A 14580-nucleotide genomic window follows, 5' to 3' on the forward strand; every position below is an offset into this window, starting at 1 on the left:
GACCCGATGAGTTCCTACCGGTGCGAGGTCTGCGACTACGTCTACAACGAGGCCGACGGGGACCCTCGCGAAGGCTTCCCGGCCGGCACCGCGTGGGCCGACATCCCCGACGACTGGCCCTGCCCCGACTGCGGGGTCCGCGAGAAGATCGATTTCGAGAAGATTGGACAGTGACATGAGTGACACCGCCTTCAAGCTCTACCGCTGCGTGCAGTGCGGCTTCGAATACGACGAGGCCGAGGGGTGGCCGGAGGACGGCATCGCCCCCGGCACCCGCTGGGACGACATCCCCGACGACTGGAGCTGCCCCGACTGCGGCGCCGCGAAGGCCGACTTCGAGATGGTCGAGGTCGCCCGGTCATGAGTGATCAGACCGGAATCGGCACCGGCGGACAGCCCGGCGTCGTCATCATCGGAGCGGGCACGGCCGGCGTCACCGCCGCCACGACGTTGCGGAACTCCGGCTACGAGGGGGCTCTCACGCTGCTGAGCGCCGAATCCGGTCTGCCCTACCGTCGCACCGCGCTCTCCAAGGACCTGATGGCCGCCGATCTCTCGGTGGAGCGGATCAGCCTGCAGAAGCCCGACTTCTGGGACGCGAAGCAGATCGACGTCCGAGCATCGGTGCGGGCGATGGCCGTCGACCCCGACGCGCGGACCGTCACGCTGGACGACGGGACGACGCTCGACTACCGAGCCCTGCTGCTGGCCACCGGCGGCAGCCCGCTCCGGCCGGCATGGCTCGACGCCGCGGTGCCGACGCTCCGCACCCGCGACGACGCGCTCGGCATCCGGGACGCGATCGCCGCCTCGGGCGGACTCGTCGTCATCGGCGGCGGACTCATCGGACTCGAGCTCGCCGCGTCGGCCGCCGCGCACGGCCATCGGGCGACGGTCCTGGAGGCCGCCGACCGAGTGGCCGGCCGCGTCGTGCCCGCCGTGGTCTCGGACTTCCTCGCGGGGATTCACCGCGAGCGGGGCGTCGACATCCACACCGGTGCGTGCGCCGAGTCGGCGACCGGCGGCGAGGTGGCCTGCGTCGACGGGTCGCGCCATGCGGGAACGGTCGTCGCGGCGCTCGGCATGGCTCCCGATCTGGCGCTCGCGTCATCGGCCGGCGCGGAGACCGTCGCCGAGGGCATCGTCGTCGACGGGTCCCTGGCGACGTCGGTCGCCGGGATCTACGCGGCGGGCGACGCCGCAGCACTGCCCGACCTCCGCACCGGTCAACCGGTCAAGGGTGAGCACTGGTTCGGAGCCACCGACCAGGGCAAGGCGGCCGCGCAGTCGATCCTCGCCGGCCTCGACGGCCGCGAGGCCCCCCGATTCACGGAGGTGCCGCGTGCGTGGACGATGCAGTACGGGGTCAACGTGCAGATGGTCGGCTGGCCGTCGGCGGACGGCGACGTCCGGGTCGACGGCGAGGTGACCGCCGGTGACGCCACCGTCACCACCCACGTCGGCGGCGACCTCGTCGGCGCCGTCACGATCGGCCGCGCGGCCGCGGCCCGCGAACTCCGCACGCAGATCGCCGCGGGACTAGGCTCGAGCGTGTGAGTGCTCCCACCGCCGTCGCCGGCCACCCGAGTTTCGCGTCAGCAGCCAAGCAGCTGCTGCGCGACACTCTGCTCGACGGACTGCGGGACCTGTTGCGGCAGAAGGACTGGTCGCGCGTCACGATGGCCGACGTCGCCCGCGGCGCCGGGGTGAGCCGACAGACCGTGTACAACGAGTTCTCCTCGCGGGCGGGGCTCGCGCAGGCCTACGCGCTGCGGCTGGCCGAGGAGTTCACCGCGGAGATCGCCGAGGCCATCGAACAGAACGAGGGCGACGTCACCGAATCGCTGCGCGTCGGATTCACCCGGTTCTTCGCCGGCGCCGCCGACGACCCGCTGATCCAGTCGCTGCTCAGCGGCGAGGCGAAACCGGACCTCCTCAAGCTCATCACCACCGATGCGGCCCCGATCATCGACGCCGCCACCGGGCGGATCGCCGTCGTGCTGCGCGAGTCGTGGGTGGCGATGCCGACCGTCGCCGCGGGACGCGTCGCGCGCATGGTGGCGCGGATGGCGTTGAGCTACGTGTCGATGCCGCCCGCCGCGAATGCGGACAACGACGTCGCCGAGGACCTCGCCGTGGTCCTCGCTCCGGCGATCATCGCCGCCCGCGGCTGACCCGTCGGCGTCGCCCGGTCAGTCGCCCGGCCGGCGTCGCCCGGTCAGCGTGTCAGGAACGCCCGCACCGACGACTCGAAGGCGTCCTTCGCCTCGATCATCACCCAGTGCCCGCTGTTGGGGAAGACGACCAGTTCGGCGTTGGGGATCAATCGCATCGGGACCAGTGACATGTCCGGCGGGCTCACCCGGTCGTCGCGCCCCCACGTGAGCAGCGTCGGGCACTTCACCTTGTGCATCATCGCCCAGTAGGGCGGGGTGTCGGAGTTCGCCTGGAACTCCTGCATCATCGCGAAGGCCTTGGAGCCGTACATCATCGCGGCCGTCTTCTGCGCGTCCGGATCGTTCGCGGCCGCCCAGCGCTCCTCGATCAGATCGTCGGTGACGATCGAACGGTCGAAGACCATCGAGTTCAGCCACCGGACGAGTTTGTCGCGGTCGGGGGCGTCGGTGAACTCCTGAAGCAGCCGCAGTCCCTCGGACGGACTGGAGCTGAACAGGTTGGGCCCCACGCCGCCGATGGTGACGAGCTTCTCGACCCGCTCGGGGTGCTTGACGGCGAGGTTGATCCCGACGACGCCGCCCATCGAATTGCCGATCATGGCGGCCGAAGCGATGTCGAGCGCGTCCATGAATCGGATGACCGATCCGCCCGCGGTGAGGACGGGGTGACCCTCGACCGGGTCCGAGACGCCGAATCCGGGGAACTCGACGATGTAGGTGTGGTGGGTCTCCGCGAAGAATCCGAGGTTGCCTCGATAGTTTCGCCACCCGTTGACGCCGGGGCCCGATCCGTGGAGCAGGATCAGCACGGGGCGATCGCAGTCGCCGTGCTCGTGCCGGCCGTCGACGGCGCAGGCTTCGTGGTATCGGATGACTCCCTTGTCCGTGCCGATCTCGCGCTTGGTTCCCTCGTAGCTCACGTCCATGCGCCCATAGTAGAACGCGTTCTAGTTTTCGAACAGTCGTACTCTGGAGAACGTCGGGAGACGACGACGAGGGGACGACGGTGGTGAGTGGGTTCAAGTCGGCGATCGCAGTGATGTCGCTGGTGGTCGCGATGCTGATGGTGGCTGCATGCGCGAGCGACGCGCCCGATGCGGCACCGCCGCCGCCCGCGACGATCTCGGTGCCCGTCGCCGACGGTGCGCCGATCAACCCGACGACGCCGATCGTCGTCGACGCACGGGGCGGCGAGCTGACCGCCGTCACCGTCACCAATGCCGACGGCAAGCGCGTCGACGGCACCGCGGATCGCGAAGGCACCCGCTGGACCACCACCGAGGACCTCGGCTACGACCACACCTACACCGTCTCCGCGACGGCGGCGAACGCCGACGGACACCGGACGCGCAAGACGTTCACCGTGAGCACCCTCGCGCCGAAGAGCACGGCCTACGCCAATGTGATCCCGGCACCCGAGACGGTCTCCGACGTCGGCATCGGGATCGGACAGCCGATGGTCTTCCAGTTCACCGAGCCGGTCGCGAACAAGGCCGAGGTGACGAAGCACCTCAAGGTCACCACCACACCCGCGCAGCCCGGCTCCTGGTACTGGATCGACGATCAGAACGTCCACTACCGCGGGCCGCACTACTGGAAGCCCGGCACCCGCATCCACCTCGAAGCGGACGTGTACGGCGTCGACCTCGGCAACGGGGTGTACGGGGCCGAGGACAACGCCGTCGACTACACGGTGCACGACTCGTGGGTGGCCGAAGCCGACGGCGCCACCGAACTGCTCACCGTGTTCCACAACGGCGAGCAGGTGCGGCAGATGCCGATGAGCCTCGGGGAGCCCGACACGCCGTCGCACACCGGACCGCACGTGATCTCCGAGAAGTCGCCGGTGACGGTGATGGACTCGTGCAGCTTCGGCGTCTGCCAGGGCGACCCCGGGTACTACCGGGAGACCGTCTACAACGACCTGCGGATCTCCAACGACGGCGAGTTCGTGCACGCCGCACCGTGGTCGGTGGGGCAGCAGGGGGCGGCGAACGTCTCGCACGGCTGCGTCAACCTCAGCAACGCGGACGCCAAGTGGATGTTCGATCACTTCGGCATCGGCGACGTCGTGGAGGTGACCGACTCCGGGGGGCCGCCGCTGCCGGTGTGGGACACCTACGGCGACTGGGAGCTGAGCTGGGAGCAGTGGAAGGCGGGCGCGCCGACCTGACCCGCTCGAGCATTACCAACGCGTATAGCGCGACGATGGCGCCTACAGGCCGTCACACCATCGCAGACGTGGTGGAAATGTTCGCGCGTCAGCGCTCCAACGACGCCCGATCCTCCGCAGTGAACGTCTCCTCGAGGGTGACGGGGCTGTCGTCGACGTCGATCTCGGCCACCGGCCGGCCGCGCGCCGACGCGATCGCGTTCATCCGCCGCTGCGCGCGATCGGCGGCATAGGCGATGAAGGCGTCGTTGTCGAGGCCGAACGGCGTCTCCTCGAACTGGTCGTTCACCCAGCCGATCATGCCGACGGCCATCGGCATCAACTCGCCGAAACGGTCGGTCGCCACCTGCCACAGTCCGTCGTCGGCCGCGATGTGCCGACGGCAGGTGAACGTCCCCCACGCCATGTGCCGCGTCTCGTCCTCCGCGATGGAGCCGATGAGACGCTGCATGCCCGGCAGGATGCCCTCGTCGGCGCAGATCGTCCGCCACGCGTGGTACCCGGTCAACGCGAGGCTGCCCTCCACCACGTGGTTGTAGGTGACGCTGGCCCGGACCTGGTTCTCCGGTGACGGATCGCGCGTCAACACGCCGAGCGCCGCCGGCAGCTCGTCGTAGAAGATGCGCCGGTAATGGGGGTTGTCGGCGACGAACGGGTGCAGATCGTCGGTGAGGCCGACGGCGTCCATCCACAGTCGGAACCCCTGCGCGTGTTTGGCCTCCTCCAGGCAGAACTGGGCGAGGTACATCTCGTCGCCGAAACGGTCCTCGGCCGCCATCGCCGCCATGAACGGCTGGATGTCGTGAGTGACGGCCTCCTCGCCGGCGACGAACTGGGCGACCAGGTACGTCGCGCTGCGCCGCTGCTCATCGGACAGTGCCGCCCAGTCGCGGGCGTCCTGCGTGAAGTCGATGTCGGCCGGATTCCAGGCCTTGGCATTGCCCTTGGTGAACAGTCGCAGGGGGAACGAATCCCAGTTCATGCCGCCGGAACGCAGCGACGTGAACCTGTCGCGGACATCGGGTCGAGGTGAAGGTGCGGTCACGGTCGTCGCCTCCCGCTCGTCGGTTCGAGTCCCCTTCGACGCTAGTCCGTCACGGCGGGCTCCGGTGCGCGATCGGCGTGAGCCAGGGCGGTGGTCACGCCGGCATGGGGAACGCCGCGTTGTGCGCGAGCTCGACGCGGTCGGTGCCCAGCTGTTCGGCGAGGACCTCGGTCACGGTGGCGCCGATCTCCGGTCGGGTGTGATCGGAGTAGGCGACGCCCAACTGGATGGTCGGCGGGAGCGGGGCGTCGTCGAGGGCCACCAGACCGTCCGGCAGTCGGTCCAGGACCGGGACGAGCATGGTTCCGATGCCCGCGCGGACGGCGTCGAGGCCCGTCGCCAGGTCGTTGACCTCCACGGCGAGCCGCCACGGACGGCCGACGGCGCTGAATCCGTCGAAGGTCGGCTGGCGCAGGGTGCACGGCGGGGAGAACGTGACGAGCGGGACGGGATCGGTGTCGGCGGGCGTCGGGGCGTCGGCCGACCACAGCCACCGCAGTCGGAAGCCGTCGCCGCGGGGTGCCAGTTCGGGCGCCACCCGGGTGGTCACGACGACGTCGACCCGCGCGTGATCGAGCATGGTCCGCACCGTGGCGTGCCGGTCGAGGTGGAAGCGGACGTCCTTGTCGGGGAACCGCTCGCGCAGTCGGCTCATCACCAGGGGCAGCACCACCGCGGCACTGTTCTGGGCGGCGCCGATCACCACCGTGTCGTCGGCGGCGGTGTCGAACCGCGCGACGGCCGCATCGTGGGCGGCGAGGATCGCGCGGGCGTGGGCGAGGAGCTCCTCGCCGTCGGGGGTGAAGGCGATGCGGCGTCCGTCCCGTCGCACCAGTGCGGTGCCCGCCTCCCGTTCGAGGCGGCGCAGGTGCTGGCTGACCGCCGACTGGGTGATGACGAGCGACTCGGCGGCGCGGTGGACGCCGCCGGTGGTCGCGACGGCGGCCAGCGACCGCAGGGGTGTGATGTCGAAGGTGCGGGCCATGACTGCAGGGTAGTCCTCCTCGGCCCGAACCGATCAGTGATCGCGATCGACCGGACCGACCGGCGCGGAGGTCAGGGGGAGGTTCGGCGACGATCACCGAATCGATGGTTCACGAATGCTTATCGGATGGCGAACGATATGTCGTTGGACGGCGCGGCGTGATGCGACGACCATCGTCTCCTGTGAGACTCCCCTTCCCGCTCGGCGCATCGACGGCCTTCTTCTACGCACTCGGCTACCCGGTCGGTGCTCTCGCCGTCCAGGCGGCGACGCCGGGGACGGTCCTGGTGAGCAGGTTCCTCGTCTCGGCGGTGCTCCTGGCCGCGATCGTCGGCGTGCGCGGACTCGCCTGGCCGCGCGGCCGCCAGGCGTGGCACGCGGTGGTGGTGGGATTCCTGTCGCAGGGCGTCCAGTTCGTCGGCTGCTACCAGGCGATGTACGCCGGCGTCTCCCCGGTGCTCGTCGCATTGGTGATCGCGATGAACCCGGTCGTCACGGCCTTCGCGTCGACCGTCGTGCTGCGCGAGCCCCTCACCGCGCGGCGGGTGGTCGCGGTGCTGCTGGCACTCGTGGCCGTCGGTGCCGCCTTCGCCGGACGGGTGATGGAGGTCGGGCACGTGGACGTCGCGGTGGGCTGGGTGGTCGTCGCGGTCCTCGGTCTCGCCCTGGGCGGTGTCTACCAGCAGCGATACCTGCGTGATGGTCATCCGATCGCGGTCAACACGATCGGCGTCACGGTCGCGCTGGTGCCCTCGGCGGTGTTCTTCGCTCTCACGCCGCAGCACGTCGCGGACGCGCCGACGGCCGTCGCGACGATCGCGGTCCTGGTGATCGCCAACTCGGTGATCGCCGCGACGCTCTACCTGGCGGCGATCGCACGGGCCGGGGCCGCCGCCGTCTCGCTCCTGTTCGGCGTGATCCCGTCGATCGCCGCGGTGCTCACGTGGGTGCTGATGGGGGAGCGTCCCGACGTCGGTGTCGTGATCGGTCTGGTGGTGGGGGCCGCGGCCTGTCGGGTCGGCGTCGACCGGCGCCGGGCGACCGAGAGTCCGGTCGGCGAGCTTGCGGGGGAGGGCGCGGGCGCGCAGGTCAGGGAAGCCGACTCGGCCACCACACCCGACGACCGATGTCGAGGGTGAGGGCGGGCACCAGCAGGGAGCGGACGATGAGCGTGTCGACGAGGACGCCGAAGGCGACGAGGAACGCGACCTGAGCGAGGAACAGCAGGGGGATCACGCCGAGCGCGCCGAAGGTCGCGGCCAGCACGAGGCCCGCCGCGCTGATGACGCCGCCGGTCCCGGTCAGCGCGCGGATCATGCCCTCGCGGGTGCCGGCGCGCAGGGACTCCTCGCGGGCCCGCGTCATCAGGAAGATGTTGTAGTCGATCCCGAGCGCGACGAGGAACACGAAGGCGAACAGCGGCACCACCGGGTCGGCGCCGGGGAAGCCGAACGGGCCGTTGAACACCAGGGCCGCCACCCCCAGCGCCGTCCCGAACGAGAGGACCGTGGTCGCCAGGAGCAGGACGGGTGCGAGCAGGCTCCGCAGCAGCACGATGAGCACCAGGAGGACCACCGCCAGCACCAGCGGGATGATCACGTTGCGGTCGCGTTCCGCGGTGGTGCGGGTGTCGAGGTCGACGGCGGTGTCGCCGCCGACCAGCGGATCGGCGTCGGCGAGCGGCGGGGCGTCGGCGAGTGCCGCGCGGAGGCGGACCACGGTGTCCTGCGCGGCCAGTGAGTTCGGTTCGTCGGCGAGGGTGGCCTGGACGGCCTCCCGGCCGTCGTGCGTCACCGGGGCGCCCTCGGCGGTGAGGACCACCGCATCGGCGACGCCGGGCACGGAGCGCGCCGCGTCGACGGCATCGGTCGCCGCCCCGGTGCGCACGAGGATCCACGTCGGCGTGCCGGAGCCGCCGTCGAAGTGGCGGGCGTGCATCTGCGCGCCGGCCACCGATTCCACCTCGCCGAGGAAGAAGTCGTCGGTGGAGACGCCGTCGGCGCGGAACATCGGTGCGAACGCCGCGCCGGCGACGAGCACGATGAGCGTCCCCGCCCAGACGCGTCGCGGTCGACGCGCGACGAACGCGGCCACGCGCTCCCAGATCCGATGGGCGGAGCCGCCGGTGGCCTCGGGGCGTCGCGGCCAGAACGCCGACCGGCCGATGACGGCGAGGGCGGCGGGCAGGAAGGTGGTGGACGCCAGCAGTGAGGCGACGATGCCGATCGCCGCGACGGGTCCGAGACTGCGGTTGGAGTTGAGATCGGAGAACAGCAGGCACAGGACGCCGAGGGTGACGGTGGCCGCCGACGCGGTGATCGGGGCGATCGTGGCGCGCCAGGCGGCGACCAGGGCCGTCCGGGCGTCGGGTTCCTCGGCGAGGTTCTCGCGGTATCTGGCGACCAGGAGCAGGGCGTAGTCGGTGGCGGCGCCGAACACCAGGATGAACAGGATTCCCTGACTCTGCGCGTTGAGTTCGAGGGCGCCGGACACGGTGAGCCCGTACACGGCGCCGGAGGCGAGGGCGAGGGCGAAGACCGCCGACAGCAGGACGACGATCGGGAGGATCGGCGACCGGTACACGGCGATGAGGATGAGCAGCACCACGGCCGCCGCCACCAGCAGCAGGACGCCGTCGATGCCGGCGAAGGCGGCCGAGAGGTCGGCGGCCTGCGCCGCGGGGCCGGTGACCGCCACCCGGACTCCGGTCGGCGGTTCGGCCAGCCGGTCGCGGAGTTCGGCGATCTCCTCCTTGGGCTTCCCATCGGTCGACACCGGAACGATCAGCGTGACGGCGCGCCCGTCCTGTGAGGGCAGGGGTGGCGAGAAGTCGGGGCCGAATCCGGTGGTGCCGCGCAGCGGGGCGACGGCGTCGGCGACGGCGGCGCGGTCGCCGGCGGTCATCGGGGAGTCCTTCTCGGCGACGACGATGGCCGGGAAGAAGTCGGTGTCGGTGAACCCGGGCAGTTCGTCGGACACGCGGGTCGACTCCGCCGAGGCGGGCAGGAACGCGCTCGCGTCGTTGGTGGTGACGCCGGCGAGGGCGCCGGCCAGCGGTCCGGTGGCCCCGGCGATGCCGAGCCACACCAGGAGGACGACGGCCGGCAGGAGGCTCCGGATGATTCGCCGCGATGTCATCGCATTCCCTTCACGGTGTCCCTGAAGTCCGGTGTTGCTGAAGTCCGGTGCTGCTGCGGCCCGGGGGCCGGATCACCAGATCCGGACGCGTTCCTCGGGTGCCAGGTACAGGGCGTCGCCGGGGGCCACGTCGAACGCCTCGTAGAAGGCGTCGACGTTCCGGATCACACCGTTGCAGCGGAACTCCGGGGGCGAGTGCGGGTCGATCGAGAGCCGGCGGACGGCTTCCTCGTCGCGGGTCTTGGTCCGCCAGATCTGGGCCCAGCTGAAGAACACGCGCTGCACGCCGGAGAGCCCGTCGATCACCGGCGGCGTCTGGCCGGATGCGGCGACGGCGATCTCGTAGGCGACCAGTGCGATCGACAGTCCGCCGAGGTCGCCGATGTTCTCCCCGAGGGTGAACTCGCCGTTGACCTTGTACTTCTCGTCGAGTCCGTGCGGTGTGAACTCGGCGTACTGGGCGGCGAGCGCCGCGGTGCGGGTGCCGAACTCGGTGCGGTCGTCGTCGGTCCACCAGTCGACGAGGTTCCCGTCGCCGTCGTACTTGGCGCCCTGGTCGTCGAAACCGTGTCCGATCTCGTGACCGATGACGGCGCCGATGCCGCCGTAGTTGGCGGCGTCGTCGGCGTGCGGATCGAAGAACGGCGGCTGCAGGATGGCGGCCGGGAACACGATCTCGTTCATCCCGGGGTTGTAGTAGGCGTTGACGGTCTGCGGGGTCATGAACCATTCGTCGCGGTCGACGGGGTCGCCGATCTTCGCCAGCTCCCTGGCGGTCTCGAAGGCCGCGGCGCGGCGTGAGTTGCCGACCAGGTCGGTCCTGTCGACCTCGAGGGACGCGTAGTCGATCCACGTGGCCGGGTAGCCGATCTTGGGGGTGAAGGCGTCGAGTTTCGCCAGGGCGCGTTCGCGGGTCGCGGGCGTCATCCACTCCAGGTCGGAGATGTTGCGCCGGTAGGCCTCGACGAGGTTCGCGATCAGCTCGTCCATCCGGGCCTTCGCCTCGGGCGGGAAGTGGCGTTCCACGTACAGTTCGCCGACGGCGAACCCGGCGGCGTGCTCGACGAATCCGACGCCGCGCTTCCAGCGGTCGCGGATCACCTCGGCGCCGGTGAGGGTCCGGCCGTAGAACGCGAAGTTCGCGTCGACGAAGGCGCTCGACAGGTAGGGCGCGGCCGAGCGGATGAGCCGCCAGGTGAGCCAGTCCTTCCACGCGTCGAGGGGCTGGGCGGCCACGAGTGCGGCGGCGCCCTCGACGAACGACGGCTGCCCGACGACCACCTCGGCGAACTCGTCGCCCGCGCCGATCCCGGCCAGCCAGGCGTCCACGTCGAAGCCGGCGGCGGCATCGGTGAATTCGGTCAGGGTGCGCAGGTTGTACGACGCCTCGGCGTCGCGGCGGCGCACCACGTCCCAGTGCGCTGCGGCGATCGCGGTCTCCAGTGCGAACACCGCGTCCGCCCTCGTCGCGGCGTCGTCGCGTCCGGCGAGGTCGAGCATGGTCGCCAGGTGTGCCCGGTACGCCTCGCGGGTCTCGGCGTGATTGTCCTCGCGATAGTACGACTCGTCGGGCAGTCCGAGGCCGCTCTGCACGATGTGCACGAGGTAGCGGTCGGAGGCCCGCGCATCGGTGTCGACGTAGAACCCGAACAGACCGCCGACGCCGTCGCGCTGCAGTGCGCCCATCGTGCGTACGAGGTCGGAGGTGGAGGAGACGGCGTCGATCGCGGCGAGATCCGCCGCGATGGGGGTGACGCCGAGCTCCTCGATGCGCTCGACGTCCATGAAGGAGGCGTAGAGGTCGCCGATCTTCTGCGCGGGGGTTCCCGGTGCCGACTCCCGGTCGGCGCACTCCTCGACGATCGCGCGGACGTCGGCCTCGGCGTTGTCGCGCAGGACGTGGAACGCGCCGTCGATGCTGCGGTCGCCCGGGATCTGGTGGGAGGCCAGCCACCGGCCGTTGACGTGGGTGTAGAGGTCGTCGGCGGCGCGGACCGAGTCGTCCATCCATTCCAGGTCGATGCCGGATCGCATCCGGTCGGTGGTCGCTGCGCCGGAGGTCTGCTCGCTAGTCACGCCCTCCATGGTGGCATCACCGTGCGCTTCGTGCCGCGTCGACCGCGTTTGTTCAGAGGTTTTCGCCGAGGCGGGCGTCCATGGACCAGAGGAGGATCTCGCTGTCGCCGGCGGCGCGGACGACGGTGCCGCCGATGCCCTCGGCGCGGACGGTGTCGCCGACGGTGAGCCGTTCGCCGTCGACGTCGACGGCGCCGCGCGCGACGAACAGGTGGGTGAAGCGTGCCGTCGGCACGGTGACCTGCTGGTCGGGGGCGAGTCGGGCCACCGACAGGGTGGCGTCGGCGTTGGCGATGCGGATCGCGGAGTCGTGGTGCGGCGATCCCGACGCGAGGGTGACGAGGCGACCGGGGGTCAGCTCGTCGGTGATGTCGTGCTGGGCGTAGTCGGGGTCGGTGCCGTAGTCGTCGGGCATCACCCACATCTGGATGAGGCGGACCGGTTCGCCCCGCGTCTCGAGGTGATCGTTGCGCTCGGAGTGCAGGATGCCGCTGCCTGCGCTGGTCCGTTGGGCCAGTCCGGGGTAGATGACGCCGGCGTTGCCCTCGGAGTCCTGGTGCACCAGGGAGCCGGACAGGACCCAGGTGATGATCTCGGTGTCGCGGTGCGGGTGGGTGTCGAATCCGCGGCCGTGGGCGACGGTGTCCTCGTTGTGGGCGAGCAGGACGCCGTGGTGGGTGTTCGCGGGGTCGTAGTGGTCGCCGAACGAGAAGCAGTGCGCCGAGTCGAGCCAGTCGGTAACGGTCCGGCGGCGATCGGCTGAACGAACGACGGTGAGGGTCATGCGGCCCATTATCCTCGGCTCACGGGAAGAAGATCGAGGTGCGGGGCGTTGTGAGATTGTGACCACTTCGACGCGGGACACCGGGCCGAGATGGATGAAACGTGTGTGAAAGAAGTGATAATTGAGGCTATGGCTTTCCGGGGAGGACGATCGGCGGTCGCACTGATCGCCGCGACGGCGATGACGCTCGGGGTCGCGTCATGCTCGTCGGAGCAGGAGACGGATGCCGCGCGGGCGGTGAACGAGTTCGCCGATGCGATGGCGCGGCAGGACACGCAGGGCGCCGCGGAGATGACGACGTCGCCGAGTCAGGCGGCCGAGACGCTCGGCGCCACCTTCGCGTCGATGCACGCCCGCGAGGTCTCGAGCGACGCGGGCAAGCTCGTCGAGTACAGCGACGGCAGCGCATCCTTCACCCTGTCGACCACGTGGCGGTGGTCCGACGACCGGAGTTTCGAGACCACCACCTCGGGCTCGGCGCGCCGCCTCTCGTCCGGATGGAAGGTTCAGTGGGACCCGGGACTGCTGATGGCCGGGATGACGGCCGACAGCCGCCTCCAGGAGGTCCGCACCGACGCCACCCCCGCGCCCACCGTGCGGTCGGCGAACAAGAAGCCGTTCATGCAGATGGAGCCGGTCAACGAGATCGTCTTCAACCCGAAGGCCACGCGGAACGTCGACAAGTCGGTGACCGCGCTCGCGCGAGCCATCAAACCGATCGCCCCCCTGGTCACCGCGAAGACCATCGGGAAGAAGATGGCCGAATCGCCCGGCGACGAGATCGTCGCCGTCACCCTCCGCGACCCCGACATGAAGGTCCTGGCCTCCGATCCCGCCCGCATCGCCGGGGTGACCGTCAACAAGACCGGCAAGCTGGTGATGAGCGACCGCAGGCTGTCGACGCCGCTGGCGACGGGAATCACCAACTACTGGAACGCGATCCGCGACGCCACCGCGGGCTGGCAGGTGCAGCTCGTCGTCCCCGGGTCGCCGCCGCGCAAGCTCGCCGGCCACCAGGGCGGCCCGGGCCCGGACGTCATGACGACCATCAGCCAGAGTCAGCAGCTCACCCTCGGCGACGCCGTCGTCGAGGTGGCCCAACCGGCGACCATGATGACCCTCGATCCGAAGACCGGGGGCATCCTCGCGATGGCGCAGAACGATGCCGCCGCGAAACGCTCCATCGATGCGGTGGGCGCGCACCCGGTCGGGGACACCCTCGATCCCCTCTACGACGCGATCGACGGGGTGACGCGGGGTGATGAGAAGGCGTCCCGCGGCGCGCTGCGGTCACTCGGCCTCGGGGTCGACTTCGTCACGGCGGGCGTGAGCCTGCCCAAGAGGGTCGGGAAGCCGAACGTCTCGGCCGCCTCGTACCGGCCCGAGAACCCCACCGCGTCGATCCTCAACATGGCCGCCCTCGGCGTCGCCCTCGACCGCTCCGCGTCGGGCACCGACCGGGCGGCCCCGCCGTACGTCATCAAGGGCGCCGAGACCAAGGTGCGCGGCGGCGGCGACCTCGGCACCATCGACGACGACGTGGTGCGTCGCGTCCGCGCCGAGATGGCGCGCACCGCCGCGAAGGGTGATGCCAGCGACCTGACGAAGGCCCCTGGGCTGCGTGCGCTCGTTGGCACCGACGGCCCGCAGGGACCGGGATGGTTCATCGGCTCGCAGGGCGGCAGGGTGATCGTGATCTATTGCGAGGGCGAGAAGTCCGGTACCGCGGCACTCCAGGTGGCGCAGAAGTACTTCACGATCAAGTAGCGCCCCGCTCGTCCTACCGGCGGCCGCCGATGAGGTGGGTTGCGATGAGGTGGGCCGCGATGCGCCAGCCGACGAGGAGCAGCCCCGTCGCGACGGCGGCGACGATGACGAACGCCGCCGCGGTGCCCTGACCGGACGCCGTCCGCAGGAGCATCCCGACGATCACGGTCGCCGGCCAGATCACCACGCCGGCCGGCACCGGCGCGGCGGGGACGAACCGGCGTCCGCGCCCGACGGCGAACACCGCGAGCCAACCGACGCCGCCGCCGACGAGGAACGGCCACGCGGTGGTGAGGAAGCCGACGACCGCATTGCCCTCGTCATGGGTGGTGCGGCCGACGGCGACGAAGACGCCGATGGCGATCACGTCGGCGAGCGCGGGAAGAACGTAGCGGCGGGTCGCGGGCGACGCCGGTGCGGGTGCGGTCATGACGT

General features: G+C 70.6%; 14 protein-coding genes. 7 read left to right on the forward strand and 7 right to left on the reverse strand.

Annotated elements, in window-relative coordinates:
• Positions 1-6: 6 nt before the first annotated feature.
• From G528_RS0106125 to G528_RS0106140, 4 genes are read left to right on the forward strand one after another with little or no spacing between them, the layout of a single operon-like run.
• Positions 7-174, forward strand: a complete 168-nt coding sequence (locus G528_RS0106125) for a rubredoxin (RefSeq protein WP_026918203.1) — start codon at positions 7-9, stop codon at positions 172-174.
• 1 nt (position 175) lies between these two features.
• Entirely contained in the window at positions 176-364 is a 189-nt protein-coding gene (locus G528_RS0106130) for a rubredoxin (protein WP_026918204.1), read from the forward strand.
• On the forward strand, positions 361-1557 hold the full coding sequence (locus G528_RS0106135; protein ID WP_026918205.1) for an NAD(P)/FAD-dependent oxidoreductase: 1197 nt from the start codon (positions 361-363) through the stop codon (positions 1555-1557). Before G528_RS0106130 ends, G528_RS0106135 begins: the two co-directional genes overlap by 4 nt.
• Complete coding sequence (locus tag G528_RS0106140; RefSeq protein WP_026918206.1) at positions 1554-2174, forward strand: TetR/AcrR family transcriptional regulator; 621 nt, start codon at positions 1554-1556, stop codon at positions 2172-2174. Before G528_RS0106135 ends, G528_RS0106140 begins: the two co-directional genes overlap by 4 nt.
• A 44-nt stretch (positions 2175-2218) precedes the next feature.
• On the opposite strand, the gene G528_RS0106145 is transcribed toward G528_RS0106140, so the two are convergent.
• Complete coding sequence (locus tag G528_RS0106145) at positions 2219-3103, reverse strand: alpha/beta fold hydrolase (protein WP_026918207.1); 885 nt, start codon at positions 3101-3103, stop codon at positions 2219-2221.
• Positions 3104-3234: 131 nt separating this feature from the next.
• On the opposite strand from G528_RS0106145, the gene G528_RS0106150 reads away from it, so the two are divergent.
• The gene (locus G528_RS0106150) at positions 3235-4350 is read left to right on the forward strand and encodes a L,D-transpeptidase (RefSeq protein ID WP_425402215.1); all 1116 of its coding nucleotides are present in this window, start codon (positions 3235-3237) and stop codon (positions 4348-4350) included.
• 88 nt (positions 4351-4438) lie between these two features.
• On the opposite strand, the gene G528_RS0106155 is transcribed toward G528_RS0106150, so the two are convergent.
• Positions 4439-5395 carry a R2-like ligand-binding oxidase gene (locus G528_RS0106155; RefSeq protein WP_026918209.1) on the reverse strand — a complete coding sequence of 319 codons (957 nt, stop codon included), beginning with the start codon at positions 5393-5395 and terminating at the stop codon, positions 4439-4441.
• 94 nt (positions 5396-5489) lie between these two features.
• Positions 5490-6380 (reverse strand): LysR family transcriptional regulator, encoded by an 891-nt coding sequence (locus tag G528_RS0106160; RefSeq protein WP_026918210.1) that lies wholly within the window; start codon positions 6378-6380, stop codon positions 5490-5492.
• 182 nt (positions 6381-6562) lie between these two features.
• Between G528_RS0106160 and G528_RS16595 the strand changes: the two genes are divergently transcribed.
• A complete protein-coding gene (locus tag G528_RS16595; protein WP_051198367.1) occupies positions 6563-7519 on the forward strand; it encodes a DMT family transporter in 957 nt (318 codons plus the stop codon).
• Here the strand turns inward: G528_RS16595 and G528_RS0106170 are convergent.
• The 3 genes from G528_RS0106170 to G528_RS0106180 all read right to left on the reverse strand — a co-directional run bounded on the left by G528_RS0106170 (position 7470) and on the right by G528_RS0106180 (position 12378).
• On the reverse strand, positions 7470-9518 hold the full coding sequence (locus G528_RS0106170) for an MMPL family transporter (protein WP_026918211.1): 2049 nt from the start codon (positions 9516-9518) through the stop codon (positions 7470-7472). The genes G528_RS16595 and G528_RS0106170 overlap by 50 nt on opposite strands.
• A gap of 72 nt (positions 9519-9590) precedes the next feature.
• On the reverse strand, positions 9591-11603 hold the full coding sequence (locus tag G528_RS0106175; RefSeq protein WP_026918212.1) for a M13 family metallopeptidase: 2013 nt from the start codon (positions 11601-11603) through the stop codon (positions 9591-9593).
• Positions 11604-11646: 43 nt separating this feature from the next.
• Entirely contained in the window at positions 11647-12378 is a 732-nt protein-coding gene (locus G528_RS0106180) for a pirin family protein (RefSeq protein ID WP_026918213.1), read from the reverse strand.
• A gap of 129 nt (positions 12379-12507) precedes the next feature.
• Between G528_RS0106180 and G528_RS0106185 the strand changes: the two genes are divergently transcribed.
• Positions 12508-14145, forward strand: coding sequence for an NTF2-like N-terminal transpeptidase domain-containing protein (locus tag G528_RS0106185; RefSeq protein ID WP_026918214.1), 1638 nt, complete (start codon positions 12508-12510; stop codon positions 14143-14145).
• A 13-nt stretch (positions 14146-14158) separates the two neighbouring features.
• Here G528_RS0106185 and G528_RS0106190 read toward each other — a convergent pair whose 3' ends face one another.
• On the reverse strand, positions 14159-14575 hold the full coding sequence (locus G528_RS0106190) for a DUF3054 domain-containing protein (protein WP_026918215.1): 417 nt from the start codon (positions 14573-14575) through the stop codon (positions 14159-14161).
• Positions 14576-14580 lie beyond the last annotated feature (5 nt).

Source organism: Gordonia shandongensis DSM 45094 (assembly GCF_000423025.1).
In the GTDB taxonomy this organism is placed as follows: Bacteria; Actinomycetota; Actinomycetes; order Mycobacteriales; family Mycobacteriaceae; genus Gordonia; species Gordonia shandongensis.